The 21,312-nt window shown below is 40.6% G+C and carries 15 protein-coding genes; 9 read left to right on the top strand and 6 right to left on the bottom strand.

The window, feature by feature from the left end; all coding sequences use genetic code 11:
- Positions 1–145: 145 nt before the first annotated feature.
- Both BUE31_RS13960 and BUE31_RS13955 read left to right on the top strand, forming a co-directional pair.
- Complete coding sequence (locus tag BUE31_RS13960; protein WP_083619903.1) at positions 146–3,463, top strand: SusC/RagA family TonB-linked outer membrane protein; 3,318 nt, start codon at positions 146–148, stop codon at positions 3,461–3,463.
- A 32-nt stretch (positions 3,464–3,495) separates the two neighbouring features.
- Positions 3,496–4,974, top strand: coding sequence for a RagB/SusD family nutrient uptake outer membrane protein (locus BUE31_RS13955; protein WP_073404435.1), 1,479 nt, complete (start codon positions 3,496–3,498; stop codon positions 4,972–4,974).
- A 104-nt stretch (positions 4,975–5,078) separates the two neighbouring features.
- Here the strand turns inward: BUE31_RS13955 and BUE31_RS13950 are convergent, their stop codons facing one another.
- Positions 5,079–6,941, bottom strand: coding sequence for a tetratricopeptide repeat-containing sensor histidine kinase (locus BUE31_RS13950; RefSeq protein ID WP_073404434.1), 1,863 nt, complete (start codon positions 6,939–6,941; stop codon positions 5,079–5,081).
- 290 nt (positions 6,942–7,231) lie between these two features.
- Between BUE31_RS13950 and BUE31_RS13945 the strand changes: the two genes are divergently transcribed.
- From BUE31_RS13945 to BUE31_RS13925, 5 genes are all read left to right on the top strand, one after another.
- Positions 7,232–8,149, top strand: coding sequence for a helix-turn-helix domain-containing protein (locus tag BUE31_RS13945; protein ID WP_073404945.1), 918 nt, complete (start codon positions 7,232–7,234; stop codon positions 8,147–8,149).
- 89 nt (positions 8,150–8,238) lie between these two features.
- Positions 8,239–9,480, top strand: coding sequence for an MFS transporter (locus BUE31_RS13940; protein WP_073404433.1), 1,242 nt, complete (start codon positions 8,239–8,241; stop codon positions 9,478–9,480).
- A 213-nt stretch (positions 9,481–9,693) separates the two neighbouring features.
- Positions 9,694–10,563 (top strand): OmpA family protein, encoded by an 870-nt coding sequence (locus BUE31_RS13935; protein WP_073404432.1) that lies wholly within the window; start codon positions 9,694–9,696, stop codon positions 10,561–10,563.
- Positions 10,564–10,679: 116 nt separating this feature from the next.
- Positions 10,680–11,444, top strand: a complete 765-nt coding sequence (locus BUE31_RS13930; protein WP_073404431.1) for an SDR family NAD(P)-dependent oxidoreductase — start codon at positions 10,680–10,682, stop codon at positions 11,442–11,444.
- 42 nt (positions 11,445–11,486) lie between these two features.
- On the top strand, positions 11,487–13,007 hold the full coding sequence (locus BUE31_RS13925; RefSeq protein ID WP_073404430.1) for a glycoside hydrolase family 32 protein: 1,521 nt from the start codon (positions 11,487–11,489) through the stop codon (positions 13,005–13,007).
- Positions 13,008–13,070: 63 nt separating this feature from the next.
- On the opposite strand, the gene BUE31_RS31685 is transcribed toward BUE31_RS13925, so the two are convergent.
- The 5 genes from BUE31_RS31685 to BUE31_RS13900 all read right to left on the bottom strand — a co-directional run bounded on the left by BUE31_RS31685 (position 13,071) and on the right by BUE31_RS13900 (position 18,864).
- Entirely contained in the window at positions 13,071–13,292 is a 222-nt protein-coding gene (locus tag BUE31_RS31685) for a PIN domain-containing protein (protein WP_143167152.1), read from the bottom strand.
- 185 nt (positions 13,293–13,477) lie between these two features.
- A complete protein-coding gene (locus BUE31_RS13915; RefSeq protein WP_234997822.1) occupies positions 13,478–13,621 on the bottom strand; it encodes a hypothetical protein in 144 nt (47 codons plus the stop codon).
- Between the two features lie 237 nt (positions 13,622–13,858).
- Entirely contained in the window at positions 13,859–16,294 is a 2,436-nt protein-coding gene (locus tag BUE31_RS13910; protein WP_073404428.1) for a TonB-dependent receptor domain-containing protein, read from the bottom strand.
- A 110-nt stretch (positions 16,295–16,404) separates the two neighbouring features.
- Entirely contained in the window at positions 16,405–18,456 is a 2,052-nt protein-coding gene (locus BUE31_RS13905; protein WP_073404427.1) for a M56 family metallopeptidase, read from the bottom strand.
- A gap of 24 nt (positions 18,457–18,480) precedes the next feature.
- Positions 18,481–18,864 carry a BlaI/MecI/CopY family transcriptional regulator gene (locus BUE31_RS13900; RefSeq protein ID WP_073404426.1) on the bottom strand — a complete coding sequence of 128 codons (384 nt, stop codon included), beginning with the start codon at positions 18,862–18,864 and terminating at the stop codon, positions 18,481–18,483.
- A 248-nt stretch (positions 18,865–19,112) separates the two neighbouring features.
- On the opposite strand from BUE31_RS13900, the gene BUE31_RS13895 reads away from it, so the two are divergent.
- Both BUE31_RS13895 and BUE31_RS13890 read left to right on the top strand, forming a co-directional pair.
- Positions 19,113–20,237, top strand: a complete 1,125-nt coding sequence (locus BUE31_RS13895; protein ID WP_073404425.1) for a cytochrome P450 — start codon at positions 19,113–19,115, stop codon at positions 20,235–20,237.
- Positions 20,238–20,411: 174 nt separating this feature from the next.
- On the top strand, positions 20,412–21,185 hold the full coding sequence (locus tag BUE31_RS13890; RefSeq protein ID WP_073404424.1) for an HAD-IIA family hydrolase: 774 nt from the start codon (positions 20,412–20,414) through the stop codon (positions 21,183–21,185).
- The last annotated feature ends 127 nt before the right edge of the window (positions 21,186–21,312 follow it).

Below are 21,312 nucleotides of genomic sequence, written 5' to 3'. Positions count from 1 at the left end.
AACCTGGAAGAAGACGCTTAACGGTAAAAATCAACCGGTGATCAGTATAAAAAAAATCAGGGGTGCTTGCAACACCCCTGAAGAGAATGTCTGATCAAACCGAACAGTGTGTTGACTACTATTTTTAATTTAAACAGATAATCAAATGTATAAAATTTATACTAATTCTTTATGCTGGCTGCAAGGCCGTATAACAAAGTTCCTGCTGATAATGAAACTGACTATTGTTTTATTGATTGTAAGCTTAATGCAGGTAAATGCATTCACCTATGCTCAACGAGTAAGCTTAAAAAAGAAAGAGATAACGCTTAAACAGGTTTTTAAAGAAATTAAAAAGCAAACGGGTCATGATGTATTATATCAGCCAAATAAGCTTAAAGCCAGCCAAAAAATCAATGCGGATTTTGATAATTCTTCTTTGGATGAAGTGATGAAAGCCTGTCTGCAGGGAATGCCATTGGTTTACACTTTTTATGAAAATTCAATTGTTATAAAAGAAGGAACACCGGCAGTTAATATACAAGCTGCAGCGTCTGTGCAGCTTATTACAGTTACTGGTAAGGTTGTCGATACAGCCGGAGTGCCTTTAAAGGGAGCTACCGTTAAAGTAAAAAAGGGTAACCAAAGTACTGTTGTTGATGTAAATGGGACGTTCACTTTAAAAAATGTTGAAGAAAATTCAATTTTACAGATCTCTTTTATTGGATATATTACACAGGAAATTAGAGCAACTTCCGGTAATATTCTAGTTAAACTAAAATCGCAATCTTTTGGGTTAAACGAAGTAGTGGTTTTAGGGGGGTACGGCACACCAAATGCTGCAACTGAAAAAGTTGTATCAACAGTAGTTACAGTTTCAGGAGCTGAAACCGATGACAAGCCGGTGCCCAATGCATTGGACGCCTTGCAGGGCAGGGTTCCAGGCTTGAGTATCTTATCAGGCTCAGGCGAACCATCGACGGTACCATCTATCCGGCTTCACGGTTTAGGCTCTTTAACATCAGGCACTGACCCTTATGTAATCCTTGATGGTACTCCTATTGACTTAGCTACAGTATTGACATTAAACCCTAATGATATTCATGACTGGAAAATTTTAAAGGATGCAACAGCGCTGTCTATATATGGTGCGCAGGCAGCCAATGGTGTAATTATTATCAATACCAATCATGGTTCGTTCAATAAGCCTGCTACCATTACATTAACCAGCCAGTACAGCCTTTCGAGCATAGCAAGCTACAAATTTTTTCACAGCTTTATGAATGCCAAGGAATTGGAGAATTTTGATGTAAGTTCAGGCCTGCAAACCCAGGCCCAACTGGATGCTGTTTTAGCGGCAATACCGGTGAAGAATGCCGATACCAAATGGTATAATTATTATTATAAAAGGAATGCACCAACCGCGCAAGAAAATGTAGCTATATCTGGCGGCGGCGGCAAAACCACTTATTATATATCCGGTGGTTATCTCAAATCTGTAGGTATAGCTGCTGAATCCGGATATAATCGTTATAATCTGCGCTCAAATATAAGCTCAACGGTAAATAAATGGACACAGGTTGGCTTAAACATGGCGCTTACCTATGATATTACGCATACTAACCCTTTCACGGCTAACAGTACAAATGGCGGGTTGGGCATGTTCGCCCCTCCGTATGCCAGCCCTTATGCTCCTGACGGCTCAAGATATGTAACCATTCCCGGCTGGGGCAATCGTTACGACCCTTATTACCGTACCAGCCAAAATCCGATCAACAACAGTAAGTTTACCTTTAACCCAACAGCATATGTTCAGGTTAAACCAATTAGCGGGCTAACCCTTAAATCCCAGGCAGGCTTAAATGGCTATGATTTTACAAATTCAACCTTAACATTACCTTCATACCTTGGTGTTGGTTCTAAACTGGGTACAAACAGCGAGAGTTATGAAAGAAATGTGAGAAAAACATTCACTAACACAGCAGAATATGCATTTACTGTAGGCGCAGTAAACCATATCACCGCCCTGGCTGGCCAGGAATATTCAGACGGTGGCGATCAGGGTTTTTCTGCTTCCGGTCAGGGATTAACCGATAACCGTTTAATATTACTCGGAAATACCATAGCCAGCCCAAGGGATATAGGCTCTTATAACTATGAATATGTTTATAATTCATATTTCGGCAAACTGAATTATGATTTTAATGAAAAATATTATGCAGTTGCCTCTATCCGTAACGATGCATCGTCAAGGTTTAGTGTAGCGCATCGTTCGGGTACTTTTTGGTCTGGTGGTTTAGGCTGGGAAGCCAAGAAGGAGAATTTTTTAAAGGATGTTTCATGGATAGATAACCTAACACTAAAGGCAAACACCGGGACTTCCGGAAACTCTTTGATTGGTAACTATACAAGTCTTGCATTAATAGGCAACGCCGGTCCTTATAATAATACGCTGGGGTACAATGTAACCAACCCCGGGTCTCCGTATTTAACATGGGAACAGCACCAGAAAACCACTTTTGGGATGAACGTGGCTGTGCTTGACAGGATTAGGTTGGATGTTTCCTATTATATTGATGTTACTTCGCAAATGCTGATAGATGTTCCCTTTCCTACAACATCGGGGTTCACAACCATTACACAAAATACGGGTACCTTACAAAACAAAGGGTTCGATATTGATCTTGCAGTCGATTTATGGAAGGATAAAGTACACAACGGTTACCTTACCTTTTTCTTAAAGAACGAGATTACCCATAACAAGATCACTAAGTTATTCCAGGGCAGGAGCAGTTTCCCGCAACCTGGCTTTTTACAGGCATGGGTAGTAGGACAGCCAGTAAACTTTTATCTTCCGTTGTTTGCAGGTGTTAATTCTCAAACAGGAGCGCCGCAATGGTATCTGCCTGGCTCAAATCCATCCATCACCCGTAAAGATCCTAAAGCTGTAACAAGCGATTTTAACAGTGATGCACTGCAGCAGAACTCGGGTATTGGTCAGTTTGCACCGTCAACAGGCAGCTTTGGCTTTAACGGCGGATATAAAGGGTTTAGCCTGGAAGTAATGTTCTATTATGCTTTAGGGAAACACCTGTTAAGCAATGACGGTTATTATTTCCAAAACCCCAACGTTTATCCGGTGGGCTACAACGCATATAAAATTGTACAGAATTACTGGAAAAAACCGGGAGACGTAACTCAGTTCCCTGATATTAATAACTATCAGCTAACTCAGTTTGATTCAAGTCTGATTCAGGATGCGTCATTCATGCGTTTGAAAGATCTTACGTTAAGTTATTCAGTGCCTAAGTCGCTTCTGGAGCATACAAAAGTGTTAAAGGCTTTCAAGATTTTCCTGGAAGGGCGTAACCTGTTTACTATTACCAAATACACTGGTCCCGATCCGGAAATTGATTCAAACTTATCTTATGGTCAATTTCCAAGCACTAAACAATATTCACTGGGCCTTGAAGCTACCTTCTGAAAAATTAAAGTATAATTTAAATGATAACAGACATGAAAAGATACAATATATATTTTATGGCCGGGCTAATGATCCTTACGGTTATTACTGCCTGCAAAAAAATTGATGCTATACACCCGCATGATTCAATTGACCTCAATACTGGTTTTGAGTCGATAAGCGATGCATTAAAGTGGGATATAGGCACCTACGCAAACTTCAGGGGCGCCCAGTCTATTGCTGGCGCAGTGACTGATATACAGGCCGATCAATTAAATATTACCTTGAGTAACGGTAATAACAATACCGATTTATACAAATGGGGGGCGTTTCTTCAAGCCGGTGATGTAGGCGGTACGTGGGGGAATTATGGTAATATTACCCAGATTAATATTGCTATTGCAGGGTTTAAAACCATTAAAACCACCAGTGCAGCCGATGCTGCGAAATTAAGCCAATATACAGGCGATCTTTACCTGGCAAGGGCCTTTTACTATCATGCGTTAATAGTAAGATATGGTAAAGCTTATGACGATGCTAACAGTGCTGCTGCAAATCCGGGTGTTCCCCTGGTTTTAACCTACGATATAAATGCATTGCCTGCCAGGGCAAGTGTTAAGGCTGTTTATGATCAGATCTTATCAGATATTACAACAGCAGAAGGTTTGCTTGCAGGCGTTACGGGTGCACAGGGAGCTCACTCCTTTAACATAGATGTAGCTACAGCATTAGAGGCAAGGGTAAGGCTGCACATGCATGATTGGGCCGGGGCATACGCTGCTGCCACTAAATTAATTAACAGCGGGAAATATCCACTTGTTAATAATTTGGCAGATCTGCAAAATTACTGGTATAATGATGGTACGCAAGAAGATATTTACCAATGCTTTGCCAGCATAACTGAACTGGCTGGCGGTAATTTAACCTTTACAAATTTTACAAATAGCACAAAGGCTTATAATCCTTCATATCTTCCAACAAAATCGATAGTTGATATGTACGCTAATACAGATATACGCAAAGCCACCTATTTCTCCAATCTTCCGGTAAATATAAACGACGTTAAAGCCAATCTTAATTTAGTATTTAAATATCCGGGTAATCCCGCATTTTATCCTAAAGGCACAATTTCTAACGGGGTTAATGCATCGAAGGTATTTCGTATCGGCGAAATGTATTTGATAGCCGCTGAGGCTGCCGCTGGTAATTCTGATGAGGCAAATGCTTTAAAATATCTTAATTTATTGCATGCCGCACGTGTAGCCGGAAGTACAATTAACGCCAGCGGAACTGCTTTAACAGATGCGATCAGGAATGAAAGGACCCTTGAACTTGCCTTTGAAGGCTTCCGTTTAGATGACCTTAAACGCTGGCATTTGGGCTTCACAAGGGGCACCCCTCAAAACGCTGATGTTCTTTTAGGGCAGGGCATTACCTTAACCATTGCCGCTACTGATAATAAGTTCGTATGGGCAATACCTCCATATGATATGACGCTTAATAAAAATTTAACGCAAAACCCTGGTTGGTAAAACCATATTTGGAGTAACAAAGAGAGACAGTCTATTTTTAGGCTGTCTCTTTTTATTTTCCCATCGTAAATACCCACCAATACAGCACCTGGTTAAAAACGTTATTACACTATTGGCAGTTTTACATAAAAGATTGTTCCATTATTCCGTTTGCTGTTGAACCAGATCTCACCTCCATGTGCCTCTACAATTTGTTTGGAAATGGCTAATCCTAAACCAAACGGCTGTTCTCCGGCTGTTCCGGGTCTTCTTGCTTCGGTAAACATGTCAAATATTTTATCTTTTATCTCTACAGGGATTCCGATACCATGATCTTCTACGGCAATAATTACATGTTTTTCTTTTTCTTCCAGTTTTACAAGGATACTTGCGCCACTAGGACTAAACTTAATTGCGTTGGCAATCAGGTTGCTAACTACCCGCCACATCTTTTCCCGGTTTACAGATAAAATAACAGGTGTGGTTTGTAAATTAATATATTGCCCTTTGGCATCTGCCTTGTAACGCAACAGGTCAACACAATAATGCAACATGAGTGATAGGTCTACAGGTTCTATTTTCAAGTTTTCTACCCGGGTGTGCACCTGGAGCAGGTCGCTTACTAATTCAAGCGAGTTTTGACCTGAAGTTTTAATAAGCTCCAGCATCATCCTGTCTTCAGCCGATCGGTCCTCGTCTTCCAGCATTATAGTCGCTACCGAGGTTATTCCGCCAATGGGGTTGCGCAGATCATGGGCTACTATCTGCATCATCCGGGTATTGTCTTCCTGGCTCTGCTCCAAATCAATCAGCGTTTTTTGCATTTGGTTGTTCTGTTGGACAATCTTCCGGTTTAAATGGCGGGAGATCTGGTACTGACGGGAAACGATCAGGATCAACAGGATACTTACTGTACAAACAGCAATCAACAGCCAGATCTTGGTTTTATTGCTTTTATTACTGATTCCCAGCAACGTGTTATCATCCTGTATCGCATTATACTTGATGTAATCGCCAATGAATTTTTTTAGTTTATCATTCTCGGCCGTTAAGGCCGTTTCCATTAAATTGTGAACGCCTACGATTTTATCCTTATTGCCCGACATTTCGGTATAAGCTAAAATAACCTTTAGTACCTTAACCCTCATGAAAACATAACCCCTTTCCTGAACCAGCTTGTAGGCACGATTATAGTAACTCAGTACACTGTCAGGTTTGTCTGCATAATAAGCGGCATATAATCCAAACGAGTTGATCTCAAAATATTCCAGCCCGTCATCCCGCGATTCGGATAAAGATTGCTTGATCAGCGGCAGGGCTTCCTGTTTCCTCCCTTTATTAAGCAGGTTATTCGCTTTTATCTGCAGGATAGCGATCAGCATCCGCTCATCTTTATACCTTGCTGCAACCTTTCTTGATCTATCCAGGTAATAGCTAACACTGTCATCAGGAAGTGCGGCATTAACCAGGCAATAATTGGCATATACCAGGCTCATAATACTGTCCTGTTTCAGTCTTCTGCCGGTTTGGATAGCCTGGCGGGAAAGTACTTTAGCTTTCACGCTGTCTCCAATTTCTGCATACACTGTCGCCATGTTCAATAATGCCTGGGCTGTGTTTGCCGTATCTGCTTGTTGCCTGTAAGCTAACAACTCTTTACTGAACAAATCCAGCGACTCCCTGTACAACCCACTCAGGTAAAGCGCAGAAGCAATAACGTTGTCTGCATCCGTTTTTCCTTTGGGGTAATGGAGTCTCATCGCTATAGCTTTAGCCTTAATGCCGTAATAGAAACAGCTATCGGCGTTTTTTAGGTGGTAAAGCATTCCTATCCGGTTTAGGCAGTTTACCTGGCCGATGCTGTCTTTTATGAAGGGGAGCCTGTGCTGCTCCTGTTGGATCAGCACGGATTGGCCTTGTGCATAATTAAGGCAAAGGCAAAAAAACACTACCTTGATAAGGTATGGTATCGGCTTTGGTAAATGCATTTTCGGTAGGTGTAAATATTTTAATCTAAAATACGATTTTTTGAACAGGTTCTACGGTATTGGTATACAGGATAATATAGGTAAAATCTAAAACAATGCTGCTTTAATAAATTATAAGGCCCTGTGGTTCCCTGGATTTAGAATATACAAAGTTGCTCCCCAAAGCCTGGTACCCATTTAAAAAGCAACAACCATATTGTAAAATCAATGTAAAATAGCCGCAGCTTTACAGTTGGGGTTGATTTGCGTAGTAAAGACTTTGTAGCTTTGAGTTTGAAATGTATAATCTGATGGATATTAAAACAGAAACACTTGAACAGTTTTATGAGCGCACAAGGCAGCATATCCCCAAAGAAATGCAGAATAACATTGGAGGTGCCCACTTTAATGTAAAGCGAAGGTGTACCGTGAACCGGGTGGCGCCCTATAATCGCCGCGATTATTACAAAATATGCCTGGTAACCGGCAAGGGTGTACATTTGTCAAATAATAAAGAGACGTTGATAGAAAAACCGGCGATCCTGTTTTCAAACCCATCAACCCCCTCATCATATCAAGCGCTTGATGAAGGCCAGGGAGGCTTTTACTGCCTTTTTAACGATGCTTTTTTTTCAAGCGGACTAAAGAATGAAATAAAATATGAAAGCCCGCTATTTAACGATTCGCTTCAATCTGTATTTATACTGAATGATGACGATTTAATTCGTTTTTCGCGCTATTTTACTGATATGGAAGAGTTGTTGGAAGGTACCTATAAATTCAAATACGACATGATCCGCAACGTACTGCAAACCCTGATTCATGAAGGGATCAAGCTGCAGCAGCCGGGCCAAATCAAAAGTATTAACCCGGCTGATCGGCTATCTTCGCGTTTTTTTAGTTTACTCGACCAGCAATTCCCTGTAGATTCTCCGTCAAATCCATTACAGTTAACAATGCCATCTGCTTATGCTGAGCGCTTAAATGTTCACGTCAATTACCTGAACAACCTGGTTAAACGCACCACCGGAAAAACCACTAGCGCCATTATTCACGAGCGCATTATTGCTGAAGCCAAAATTTTATTGCTGAATACCAACTGGGATGCTGCCGAGATTGCCTACTGCCTGGGTTTTGATTATCCGTCGCACTTCAATAAGTATTTTAAACAATATGCAAGCACTACCCCTTTGCTGTTCCGCGAAACCCTGAAAATGGCAAGTAATTAAACCTTTGATTTGTATAATCATCAATTTGATTTGTATTACCCGTGTGTGTGTTATCGCTTTAGCTTTGCGCTAATTAATAATACATCACAATGAAAAGAATTGATGAATCAAATAAGAGAGCAAGCACCATACTTGGTTTTGCGCTAATCCCGCTTTCGGGCTTCGCACTCGACGTATATATCCCCTCCCTGCCTGATATGGCTTCAAAGTTACATACCGTTCCCTCAGCCATCCAGTTAACCATATCCATTTATCTAATCAGCTACGGGATCTGCCAGTTATTTATCGGCAGCTTGCTTGACAGTTTCGGGCGTTATTTGCCAAGTGTGATCGGCTTACTTTTTTTCAGCGCGGCAAGCTTTATTATTGCCCGTTCAGAAAGTCTGCACGTTATTTACCTGATGCGTGCCATTCAGGGTATTATGGTGGCCACCATTGTAGTAAGTAAGCGCGCTTTGTTTATTGACTTGTATTCGGGCGACAAATTAAAACACTATACCAGCTTGTTTTCAGTTATTTGGGCATCGGCGCCTATTATTGCGCCATTTATAGGCGGCTATCTTCAATTCCATTTGGGGTGGCAGGCCAATTTTAATTTTCTTGGATATTTTGGCTTATTGTTAGTGACCCTGGAGTTAATTATCAGCGGAGAATCAATCAAACAAAAACATCCCTTTAACCTGAAACAAATAGCGGGCGCTTACGGATTGATGATAAAAACAAAAGACTTTACTGTGGGCATGGTAGTATTAGCTTTAACTTACGCTATGATGCTGGTTTACGGTATGACCAGTCCTTTTTTAATTGAAAAGTTAATGCATTACCCGGCAACGGTAACCGGAAATGCTTCACTTATTTCCGGCGTATCCGTGCTGGCAGGCGGTCTTTTGTCAAAGTATTTCATCACCAGGCCATTTGTAAAGAAAATATTGATCGCGGCAAGTGTGCAGTCAATTGTTGCCATTGGCCTAACTATTTTTACCGGCTACCTGCATAATATTTATACATTATTAGCTTACGTAATCATCCTGCATGCCGCCATAGGGTTTATATTTAATAATGTATTGTCCTATTTACTCACCCGGTTTACAAACAATGGCGGCAAAGCCAGTGGATTAGCAGGTGGAGGCTATATTATATTTACCTCGGCATTCAGCTATACGGTAGTAAGTGCCTTGTCTATTAAAAGCCAGGTATGGTTAGGTGTAAGCTATTCTGTGTTGTCTGTTGCTGTGCTCATCATATTTGCATGTACCAAGTGGATAGGTGAACCGGTAACTATTAAGAAATTAGCCCACGAAGAGCCAATACCGCTTCCTGTGATCGATTAAATTATTTCGGGATTTCCGGAAATGTTATCCCCGGGAGTTATAATTTAAATTATCCAATTATATCCCTCTCATGCAACTGGGAAGGATTTTTGAGGTTTTTAGTGCCTGGTAAAAAGTGTAGAACATAAATAACTTAAACTTTTTAGCCATAAATGTGTTGTAAAAAATGTGATTATAAATGGATTATAATCCTGTTTTTTAAATTACATACTTATGAAAATTAAATTTTTGTTACCGGTGATACTGCTGGTAGCGGTAGTAGCCCAAAGTTGCGTAAGCAATAAAAAATACGCCGAATTACAATCAAACTATAACAAATCGCTCGACACGAACAGTAAACTAAAACAAAGCTGGCAGGTAACCCAGCAGGAGCTTTCCGGATCGAGGGCCAGGGTAACCAGCCTGGAAGAGCAAATAGCACAGGCAAAATCAAATGCTATAGCCTTACAGGATGCGCTGAATAAATGTTTAGCGGGCAACAACCAGGGTAATGTGAATATTGCGAAGCTGGCCGACCAGATCACGGCCTCGTCGCAATATATCCGTCACCTGGTAGATCTTAAAAATAAGAGCGACTCTTTGAACCTGGTGCTTACCAATAACCTTACCCGTTCTTTAAGTCCGGATGAAATTAAGGATGTTGATATAAAGGTGCTTAAAGGTGTGGTATATGTTTCGCTGTCTGATAATATGCTTTATAAATCAGGTAGTTATGAAATTTCAGACAAAGCCGGAACTTTATTAAGCAAAGTTGCCAAGATCATAAATGATTATTCAACTTATGATGTGCTGGTTGAAGGTAATACGGATAATGTGCCTATCAAGCAAATAAACATCCGTAACAACTGGGATTTGAGCGCTTTAAGGGCATCATCAGTAGTGCAGGCACTGCAAAATACGTACAGCGTTGATCCTAAACGATTAACAGCAGGAGGCAGAGGCGAATATAACCCTGTTGCAGACAATGGTACAGCCGGTGGTAAATCTCTAAACAGGCGCACACAGGTGATTATTACACCCAAATTAGATCAGTTTATGGGCCTTATTGGTAAAGATCCGGCACAAAAAGCACCGGGTCAATAATATTAAAAGTTTTTAACTAAGCTTAACGCCTCCAGGGAAACCAGGGGGCGTTTTTTATTAAAAATTCCCGGTATGTATACCCGTAGTAAATCTGCAACAAAAACGTACTTTTACGAATGACTTTTGATTTCAACAACAAAAATGTACTTATAACCGGTGGCTCAAGGGGAATAGGGCGTGTAACCGCACAACTCTTTGCCGCGTCGGGTGCCAACGTAATTATCACTTATAAAACAAGCCGCGAAGCTGCCGAACAAACGCTGGCTGATCTTAAACCAGGCAACCACAGCAGCTATCAATTGGATGTTACGGACCCTGCGGCTATTGAACACTTCTTTAACTTATACCAGCAAAAGTATAAAACGCTGGATGTTTTGGTTAATAATGCCGCTGTATTCCTGGAGCATAGAATTTTAACGGCAAGCTACGATAGCTGGCAGCAAAGCTGGGACGAAACAGTAAAAACCAATCTTACTGGTCCGGCCAATATGTGTTATTTTGCTTCGCGATTAATGGTGAACCAAAACGGTGGTAAAATTATCAATGTGTCATCTCGTGGCGCATTCAGGGGCGAGCCGGATCATCCGGCATACGGTGCGAGTAAAGCGGGCTTGAATGCGATGAGTCAATCGCTGGCTATTGCGCTGGCACCTAACAATATCAGTGTGCATATTATTGCACCGGGCTTTGTGGAGACTGAGATGGCAGCCGGGTTATTGAACAGCGCAGAAGGGGAGTTTATTAAAAAACAAAGCCCCTTTGGGCGGGTTGCCAAACCGGAAGAGGTGGCCCGCTTAATTGCCGTGTATGCCAGCGATGGCCTTGAATTTACAAGCGCCGGGATTGTTGATTTGAATGGAGCTTCGTATTTGCGGAGCTGATTTCTTTAAATTTAATACTACACAGCCCTATACACCTAAAATATGCTTAAAATAAAGTTAACCGGTTTACTTTGTATTGCATTTGCAATAAACTGCCTTGCTCAAACGCCTGTAAAATCCACGCCGCAATGGCGGCCATTATACCATTTTACACCACCTGTAAACTGGACGAATGACCCCAACGGATTGCTGTTTTTAAATGGGAAATTTAACCTGTACTATCAGCATAATCCATTCGAAAACAAATGGGGACACATGAGTTGGGGCCATGCAACCAGCAGCGACCTTGTTAACTGGAAGAATTTGCCAGTCGCCATACCTGAGATGATCAGGCGTGATACCATTACTATGATCTACTCCGGCTCTGCAGTGCTTGATAAAAATAACACCAGTGGCTTTGGCAGTTTAAATAATCCGCCGGTTGTGGCTATTTATACGGCTGATCTGCGTAATCAGCATAAAGAAAAGCAATATGTAGCTTATAGTAACGATGGTGGCTTAACATTTAAACAGTACGCTAAAAACCCGGTAATCGACCTGGATAAAGAAGATTTCCGTGATCCGAATGTGTTTTGGTATGCGCCCACTAAGCAATGGATAATGACTGTTGCAATGGTTGATGAGCATCAGGTAAGGATTTATGGTTCAAAAAATTTAAAAGAATGGACAAAGCTTAGTGATTTTGGTCCGGCTGGGTTTATAAAAAATCCATGGGAATGCCCATCGTTACTGCCATTAATGGTTAACGATAACCCGGCAAAAGTTAAATGGGTACTGCTGGTATCTGCCGGTGGCGAGCATGGCCCGTTAATGCAATATTATGTAGGCGATTTTGACGGACACACTTTTAAAAATGACAATGCCGCTGATAAAGTGCTAATGGTTGATTATGGCGACGCTTTTTATGCGGCAATAGCCTGGCGGGATGCGCCGGCTAATAAAAAGATCCTTTTAGGCTGGCTGCAAAATGGAAAACCGGAAACATCTCCATGGAGGGGCCAGATGTCTATCCCTAGGGAGTTGTCATTAAAAACAACTGCTGATGGGTTAAGGCTTATTCAACAGCCGGCATCAATTGTTACCGGTAAGCTGCTAGGTAAACCGGGTGCTTTTAAAAGCAATATCGTTATTAACAATAAAAGTATGCCTTTATTCGCATCAGGGCATTTTGATGGAAATGCTTACTGGATAGATGCTGAATTAAATGGCGCAGGTTATAAAAAAGCTGGTTTTAATGTTGCGGAGAAAAATGGCGCCGCTAAAAAGGTTGTTGTTGGTTATGATGCGGTTAAGCAGGAGCTGTTTATTGATTGTACAAGCGCTGAAAATGATAATAAATCCGCAGAACACCTGGTTCAAACCGCACCAATGAAACCTGTTAACGGTGTGGTTAAGATCCAGGTTTTGATGGATAAATCGTCATTGGAAGTTATAGGCAATGGCGGCGAAAAGGTGATTTCAACCATGATCTATCCCGACACTGATGCAACCGGGCTTTCAGTATTTACTGATGGGGAAGTTATGGTTAAAAGCTTGAAGATCTGGGATTTGAATAAGAAGTAAACTTGTCTTTCAAAAACCGATATAAGATTTACGAGGTTTTTAAAGGTAAATCTGGATTAGTTATTATTTAAAAATAATACTTTTAAATTCATTTATACTTACCACATTAATTTGAGGAAAGTCGATGGACTTAAGAGTATTAAAATGTTTGTCATTGGTAACCAGGTAATCCGCATTTCCAGAAATGGCTAAGTCGACAAATTTATTATCGTCGGGATCCTGCTCAATAAGATGCCACTTAAAATAAGGCTCATCAAAAATAACATTTGGCGCAGCAGTTAGTATTGCTAATACTAAATTAGCTGTTTGCTGAGAAAATCAAATAGCCAGCCTCTCCTCATATTCCGCCATAATTTCATTGCTAATCAACCAATCAAAGTGTTTTTCCTTAAAAGAACGATATAACCAATAATGGCTACTTTGGGGCGGTATAGATGCGAGAAGGCAATTTGTATCTATAATAACAATCATTAATCGTCACCATTAAGCATTTCGTCAAAGTCTTTTTGAGTATATCTTTTTTCAGCGATAACCTTTGTAAGCTCTTCATCTAATAAACCAGAGTAATGATCAACCATGACTTTTTTTAAGGCTAATGTTTCCTCTTCTGACATTGGCCTGTTAGAGAGCCTAAGCAAACTAACCTGTATCGGATTAAGTTCTGTATGTGACTTTTGGGTTGTTGCCATGTGTTTTTATACTTGCTTTAAACAAAATTACTGAATTAGTATAACATATCAATTCAGGCTTACAAAGTTTTAAACCATAAAATCGTTAATATATAAGTAAATGCTATTTTAAAATCGGGTCTCTCCCCATTTCAACTAATCTCCAGCCGCTAATCACTAACCCTAATTCTTCACCCTGTTCTGCTCGCTTTCTGCAGCATTGTCATTGTGTTTACGCTGATCGGAAATAGCTTTGCCGAAACGGTAGCTTAATGAAAGAACTGCTGTGCGGGTATCGCTTATGTTGCGGTAATTTGCAAGCGTATTGGCCAGGTTGTTTATATCGCCGCTGTTAACAAACGTATGGAAAACATCATTTACAACTAGCTTTACGGTGGTAGATGGTGACAGCTTTTTAGAAAGCGCTGTATTTACCTTTCCCCTGTGGCCAACTACAAACTGGCTGCTGGTAATTTTGCTTTGGTAGCCGCCATCAAGCTGTACTTTCCAGTCGTTACCAAGTTTAAATTCCGTTATCGGCCTTATAAAAAAGAAGGTACCCTGGGTGTTTAAGGTGCCGGTATAAAAATTACTTACCGTATGGATATTTTGCACATAGGCAAACAGGTGGAAATTAAACCACTTGGCCGGATCAAAGCTTGCATCAACGGTTATGGTTTTATTTACAGTGCTGCCAATATTACCTGGGCGACTGTAATAGATCCCGTCAACAATTTCAATAGTTTCATTCACATTGTCTTTTGTTTTGCTGTAGCTCAACTCTGTTGTAATATTCCCCCAGGTATATGACAACTCGACATTATTGGTGTACGACGGCTTTAAGAACGGATTGCCGGTATAATAGGTAAACTTATCAATGGGCGATAAAAACGGGTTCAGGTCTTCATAATATGGCCTGTCAATCCGCCTGCCGTAATTAAGGCTTACTGACTGTTTGCCGGCTGTATCAAGCTTATACTGCATAAACAGGGTAGGGAAGATCCCATTGTAATTTCTTTTAAAAACTGAATCTGGTTTTTGAATATTACCAAGCTGGTGCCCGTTTGAAGTTGTGTTTTCAAATCTTAAGCCTGCCTGGATAGAAAATCTTTTAAAATCTTTATTGGCATTCAAGTATGCCGCATTTATATTCTCTTTATAAATAAAATGATTGGTTTTGCCATAGTCGGGTGTGGTTACACCGGCTGCCGTATAAAAATAGTCGGCAATATTATCGGTTTTGGTATAGCTTGATTTAAGTCCGGCGGCTAATTTTATGCCATTACCCAAAGGGCGAGAATAATCTGTTTTGCCGGCGAAAATATTAATGCTGGCAGGCAAACTCCCTGTAAGCAGATCGCTGTTGGTCATGGAGTTATCAGGCAGATAAGTTTTGTTATCGAATGATTGGCTGCTTTTATTGTCATATTTAATATAATCAAAATCAGCTGTAAGCTCCTTGCCGTTCTTGTCAAACTGGTGGCGATAGTTTAGATTGATATCGCCGTTTTTAAAATTATAATGTTCTTTATTATGAGCTATGATAGTAGAATCCAAATTGTTTTGCGGATCAAGTAATTTGCTGGTTGCTACCGTTTTCTCATCAGCTGGATGGATCAGCCCATTAAAACCTATGCCCCAGGTTGTTTTATCAGATGCATAATAATCAATTCCAAATTTAGCGCTGTAGGATTTTGATGTTCTGCGAATGAATGAATTTTGCAGAAAATTGGAGGCAATACTTCCATCCGGGTTTAAAAAGTGACGATTTATATCCAGGTTATTAAAATTATTGCTGGTGCTATAACCCAAATTTCCGGTAACATTTATTTTATTATTACGATAATTGAAATTAAAGCTGTTGGTGGTTTTCCCATAAATACCCTGAGAGTAGCTAAGATTCAATCCTCCGTTAAACCCTCTGACTTTTGATTTTTTTGTGCGGATGTTGATGATCCCGCCATTGCCGGCAGCATCGTATTTTGCTGGCGGGTTACTCATCAGCTCTACCTGATCAATTGATGATGACGCCAGCGACCGTAAATAGCTTTCCAGCTCTGCGCCTGAAAGATAGGTAGGCTTATCATCAATAAAAATCTGCACCCCTTTTCCTTTAAGGCTGATCGCTGCATTATCACCAACAATTACCCCCGGCGATTTTTCAAGGACATCCAGCGCTGTTGATCCTGCATTGCTGATCAGGGCATCAACATTTACTACGGTACGGTCTATCTTGTGTTCAATCAAAGGTTTTTGTGATGATATGGTTACCTCCTTTAATACTGTTCCAGTTTGTTTAAGGGTGATGGATAGCAGCTCTTTGTCATTATCCAATTGAAAAGGCTCACTTTTGTAGGATTGATAGCCTATCATGGTAACGAATAGTCTGTAGTCTCCTTTTTTCTGATTTTCAAATAGAAAGTTTCCCGTTGCATCTGCCAAAGCGGTTTTTATTAATACGGAGTCCTTCGCTGTTTTTAGGTAAACGGTAGCTCCGTCAAGCGGCTTACCAGTGTCGTTTGTTATTTTACCGGTTATTTTTAAGCCTTGTTGGGCGGATACAAAAGTTGAGGCAATAGTAAGCCATGCGGCTAAAATAGCCGTTATTTTTAGTTTCATATGTGTGATTAATGGGTAGTTAAGTTGTTGTTGTGATTTTTATTTTTTGGACATAAGTATTCCTGTTCACCTGTTTTGTGAATAATAGCTGTCGTGTTATTTAATAAAGATTAGTTATTAGATTTGTCTACCACGGTATTACTCTCGCGCTTTGCATCGGTATCATAATTGTAAAGCCATGACCATTCGCCGTTCCCCACAATTTTTACGTATTTGGCCCTGTATTTCTGGTAAACCTCATCAGGCTGCTTTTTGCCGTTAACAATAAATTCTGAGGAGCTTATTTTAAATGAGAGGTTGTCCTTGCTTTGAATAATGCCATCGCTGATCATCTCTGTTATAATTTTATTGCGTCTTTCATCGTCATTTACCTTGCTGTAAGGTTTGTAATCGGGAGAATTTGGATTGTATGGAGCCTTAGGTTCATAAGGTTTTACCGGATTGCCATAAGCAGATTTCGGCTGATATGGCGCAACCGGTTTTGTCCATGCGCCATTTAACGCGCCTTTTTTATATTCCTGGCTTGATGATTTATATTGCTGGTTTACGGAGTCTGCTATGGCCTGGTCTCTTTTTAGATTCAGATTGCTTTGGGCGTTTAACTTTCCGAGTGAACCGTTAAGCGGTTGATTGTTTGTCTTGAGTTTCTGGGTAATTGAATCCAGTGCGGCTAAACCTTGTTTATTGTCTTTGGAACCATCATTGGCAGCATTTTCTGTCGATCCTGGTACTGTAGCGTTGCTGCTGGCATCATTGGTTTTGAATTTGTTGAGGATCTGGTTTATCACTGGCTGATAGGTGCCTATTTTGTTCGGTGGGATGGTTTTGCCATTCACCTGCATGGAAGCCAGAGCATTGTTTTTATAATTAAGCTGGTATAAAATTCCATTTTCCTTACAGATCCTCGTGGTGTACTCATAATTAGGCCCCTCGAATATCGTACTGTTCCCAAATTCATCATTTCTATAAATTCTTAGTTTTCCCTTGGTTGTGGTATCGGTTTTAACAGCAACGGGTCTTACATCCTGTTTGTCATTTATAGCGGTCTTTTTAGAAGTACTAACTGTATGCATTACTGCCTTAGCTGTATTGGTTACCAGCTTATTTATTTTTTCGGCATTGGTAAAGGCAGCGGTAAATAAGCCGGCAGTTACCAGGCAAATGGCCAGCAATGATTTTTCAAGCCGGTTTAATGAATGATTGTTGTTTGATATAATGCGGGTTACCCGATCCTTTAAATGATTTTTATTGTTTTTTAAAGCCATAGCATAAGCAGGTGCAGACGAAGAAATATTATATTCCTGGCACGATACCAACGCTTTAATATAATTAACCTTGTTGCTGCTTTGCGCCACCGCAATATCATCACAGCAATTTTCGCGTTCGGTTTTTATCAGGGCCGAGATCCACAACACTGCCGGGTTAAAGAAAAATACGATCTCCATTAAGCTTTGCAGCAGGTTAACCAAATAGTCGGACCGGCGGATGTGTGCCAGCTCATGGATCAGGATAGCTTCAATTTCTTCAGCCGGTACGGCAATAAGTAAACCTACCGGGATCAGGATCAAAGGTTTTAAATGCCCTACAACCATAGGAACCTTTGCCACGCCAGACTCCACTATGTTTACCATTCGCCAGATGCCCAGATTTTGTGCAAGCTCCTGCACGCGGTTTTCCCAGGCAGTGTCAACCTTAAAAATATTTTTTCGGCGCAGGTAATAGATGCCCTGCAGACCTGTTGCAAGCTGCAGGCAACGTGCGCAAACTATCATAAACCATATCAATACTACAGTTGCAGCATTTTTGTTAAAATAGCCGATGGCATTCTCTGTAAAGGTTGTTTTATGAGTAACAGGTGTATTATATTTAAACACAGGCTGTGTGTTTAATTGCGCGCCCTGGCTATGTGCAACAGAGGATGGAGAGTTAACAGGCGCATGATTTATGGCTATAACAAAAGTTAATATTGTTCCGGCTGCAAATAATGCAAGTGCGGCAACAAGCAGGTTATAACGTTTCGCCGCCGCTGATTTACGGGTAAACACAATTATCAACCCTGTTACTGCAGCAAGTATCAGCCCCTGCCATAATGAATGGAGCAGGGTATCACAAAGCGCTTTAACTAAATTATCCGGAAACAGTTTTACAATTGAAAAGTCCATGGCGTATAGCTTTAAAATGATCTTTTATTCTTCTAACTTTTTTAGCAGGTCTTTAATTTCCTGCAGTTCCTGTTGCGATGTTTTTTTATTTCCCAACAGCTGCATCACCAGCTTGCTGGCCGAGCCTTTATACATTGAATCCACAAATTTATCAAGCAGGTGCTCCTTAGTTTTCTGCTCATCCTCGGCAACGCTGTAAATATGTTTCATCTGGCTTTCATCGCGGGCAAGGATGCCTTTATCGGCCATTATTTGCATCAGCTTAAGGGTGGTGGTATAATTAACATCCTTTTGCTTAAGTAGCTCGTTATTTACACCGCGTACCGTTGACGGGCCATTTTCCCACAGTACCTGCAAAATTTCAAGCTCCGATTTGGTAGGGTCCAGTTGTTTGTTTTGATCTTTCATATTCATCACAAATCAAAGGTAGAAAAAATTTCGTACGAAACAAATATTATGTTGAATAATTTTTATATCTGCCATTATTTCGGGAAGTATTGAGGTGTTTTTATTGGTAATCAACCTGTTATGGATTATGTAGTCATTAAGCTTTAAGTTTTTGCATTATTAAAAAAATGGATTTTTCATACTTAAGCACAGACTGAAGTGTTAGTCAATAAATGCAGATACCTTTGAATTATCCAAAAAGAATAAGAATGAATAGCAACACAATTTTAAGTTGGGATAATATTGATCATAAGGCCATTTACACCAGGCAATTAGCTGATAATCCTATTTATTGGGATCTGAATCTTAATATATGGGTAGCTTATAGCTATGAATATTGTAAAACGGTTTTAATGAGCGATGTTGCAATAGTGCCCGAACCTGTTATTGAGGCTGATAGCTTATTGAGCGGCAATGCAAAGCTGGCGATAAAAAAATTGGCGCGGATAACCAATAATATGCAGCACCAGGAATCACGGGCAGCTGCAATAATGATGTTTCAGTGTATAAGGCCTGTACAAATAAATGAACTGATAGATAGCTTACTTGGTAAAGTAAATTTTACACAGTTTGATTTTGTAACAGTAATAGCCAAACAGCTGCCTGTATTAGTTATTTTAAAAGGAATGGACTTTGGTGATGATGATTGTGCCTTTGTTACTGAAAATATTGCTGTGCTGGTACGCATCATGGCGCCTAATAAATCTGCTGCTGATGTTACAGCGATTAACAGCACTATGGATGAGTTTTATGCTATAGCGAAAAGATATGTTAATGAAAAGCTTAATGGTTATAATGAAGCATCAATAGCGTTGTTTGCTGTAAACCTGCTCGGGCTGTTTATTCAAAGCTATGATGCAGGCAGAGGGTTGTTGTGTAATTCGCTCATCAATATGGTTAAACACTGTGATGACATGAATAGGCAATTAACAGATAAGTCATACTTTAAAAGAGGCGTAATTGAGACACTGCGTTTGGATCCGCCGGTTCATCATACAAGACGAATAGCTGCCGAAAATTTCCGGATAGGAGGGCAGCTCATTAAGGCAGGAGAGCCAATAATGGTAGTTATAGCTGCCGCTAACCTTGACCCGGTTGTATTTGCAGATCCTGGAAAGTATAACCCGCTCCGAAGCAATAACGACCAACATCTTACATTCGGGCTTGGCGGGCATAATTGTCTGGCCAAATACCTCACAATTGATATGGCAACGGATGTTTGCAGTTATTTGGCTAATAAATACCCTGCTATAAGCATATTACAGCATGAGTTTAAGTACGAGCCTTTACTGAATGTAAGGCTGGTAAAAGAGCTATTAACAAAATTGTCATGAAGTAATGTTTGATCAGGTTAAGATTAATTTAATTAATTGTACTATTTTGTAATACATTATTAATATTACCTCATTCCCTTTGCGATATTTTTATTGTTATCCCGCTTTATCTTACCTTTGATAATAAGGAGCGCTAAAATCAGCTCTTGATTTGATAATAAAAGACAACAACCTATGAAACACGGACTATTGATCGATATGGACGGGGTGATATACAGCGGCGAGCAGTTAATACAGGGAGCGGATAAGTTTATAGCCAAACTGCTCAAAGATGGAACCCCTTTTACTTTTATGACCAACAACAGCCAGCGAACAAGGCTTGAAACTGTTCGTAAATTAAAAAGGCTGGGTATTGAAGTTACGGAAGAACATGTTTACACCAGCGCAATGGCAACCGGAAAATTCCTGGGCGACCAGGGGCCGGGCGGCACTGCATACGTTTTAGGTGAGGGCGGTTTACTGAGCAGCCTGCACGAAAATGGAATAACCTTAGTTGATTCAGACCCCGAGTTTGTTGTATTAGGCGAGGGACGGAACTTTACCCTCGAAATGGTTCAGCGTGCCGTGGATATGATATTGGCAGGTGCAAAGTTTATTACCACTAATCGCGATCCATCGCCCAAAAAACCTGGGTGGAATAACCTGGGAATTGCCGCAACTACCGCTATGATTGAAGAAGCAACCGGGCGCAGAGCCTTTGTTACCGGCAAGCCAAGCCCGGTTATGATGCGGTCGGCACGCAAATACCTTGGCCTGGAAACGGCTGAAACAACCGTAGTAGGTGATACTATGGAAACGGATATTCAAGGTGGCGTTCAAATGGGGTATAAAACTATCCTGGTACTTTCAGGCATAGCCCAAAAGGAAAGGCTTAGCCATTATGCTTTTAAACCTGATTTAATTGTAAGCTCGGTTGATAGTATTGAGTTTCCGTTGAAGTGGTGGTAGGTTGGATAAGTCCGAAAGTCAGTAAAGTCCGGAAGACCGAAAGAAGGAGTTATGGTCAGATTTACGAAATTTTTAAAGGTTAAAGTTTGTTAAACTATTAGGCGCAATCATCTTATAATAAGATATT

This window comes from Mucilaginibacter sp. OK098 (assembly GCF_900142915.1).
Taxonomy (GTDB): Bacteria; Bacteroidota; Bacteroidia; order Sphingobacteriales; family Sphingobacteriaceae; genus Mucilaginibacter.
Note: the sequence above shows the minus strand (reverse complement) of the source record. Positions and strands in the feature narration are given on the sequence as shown.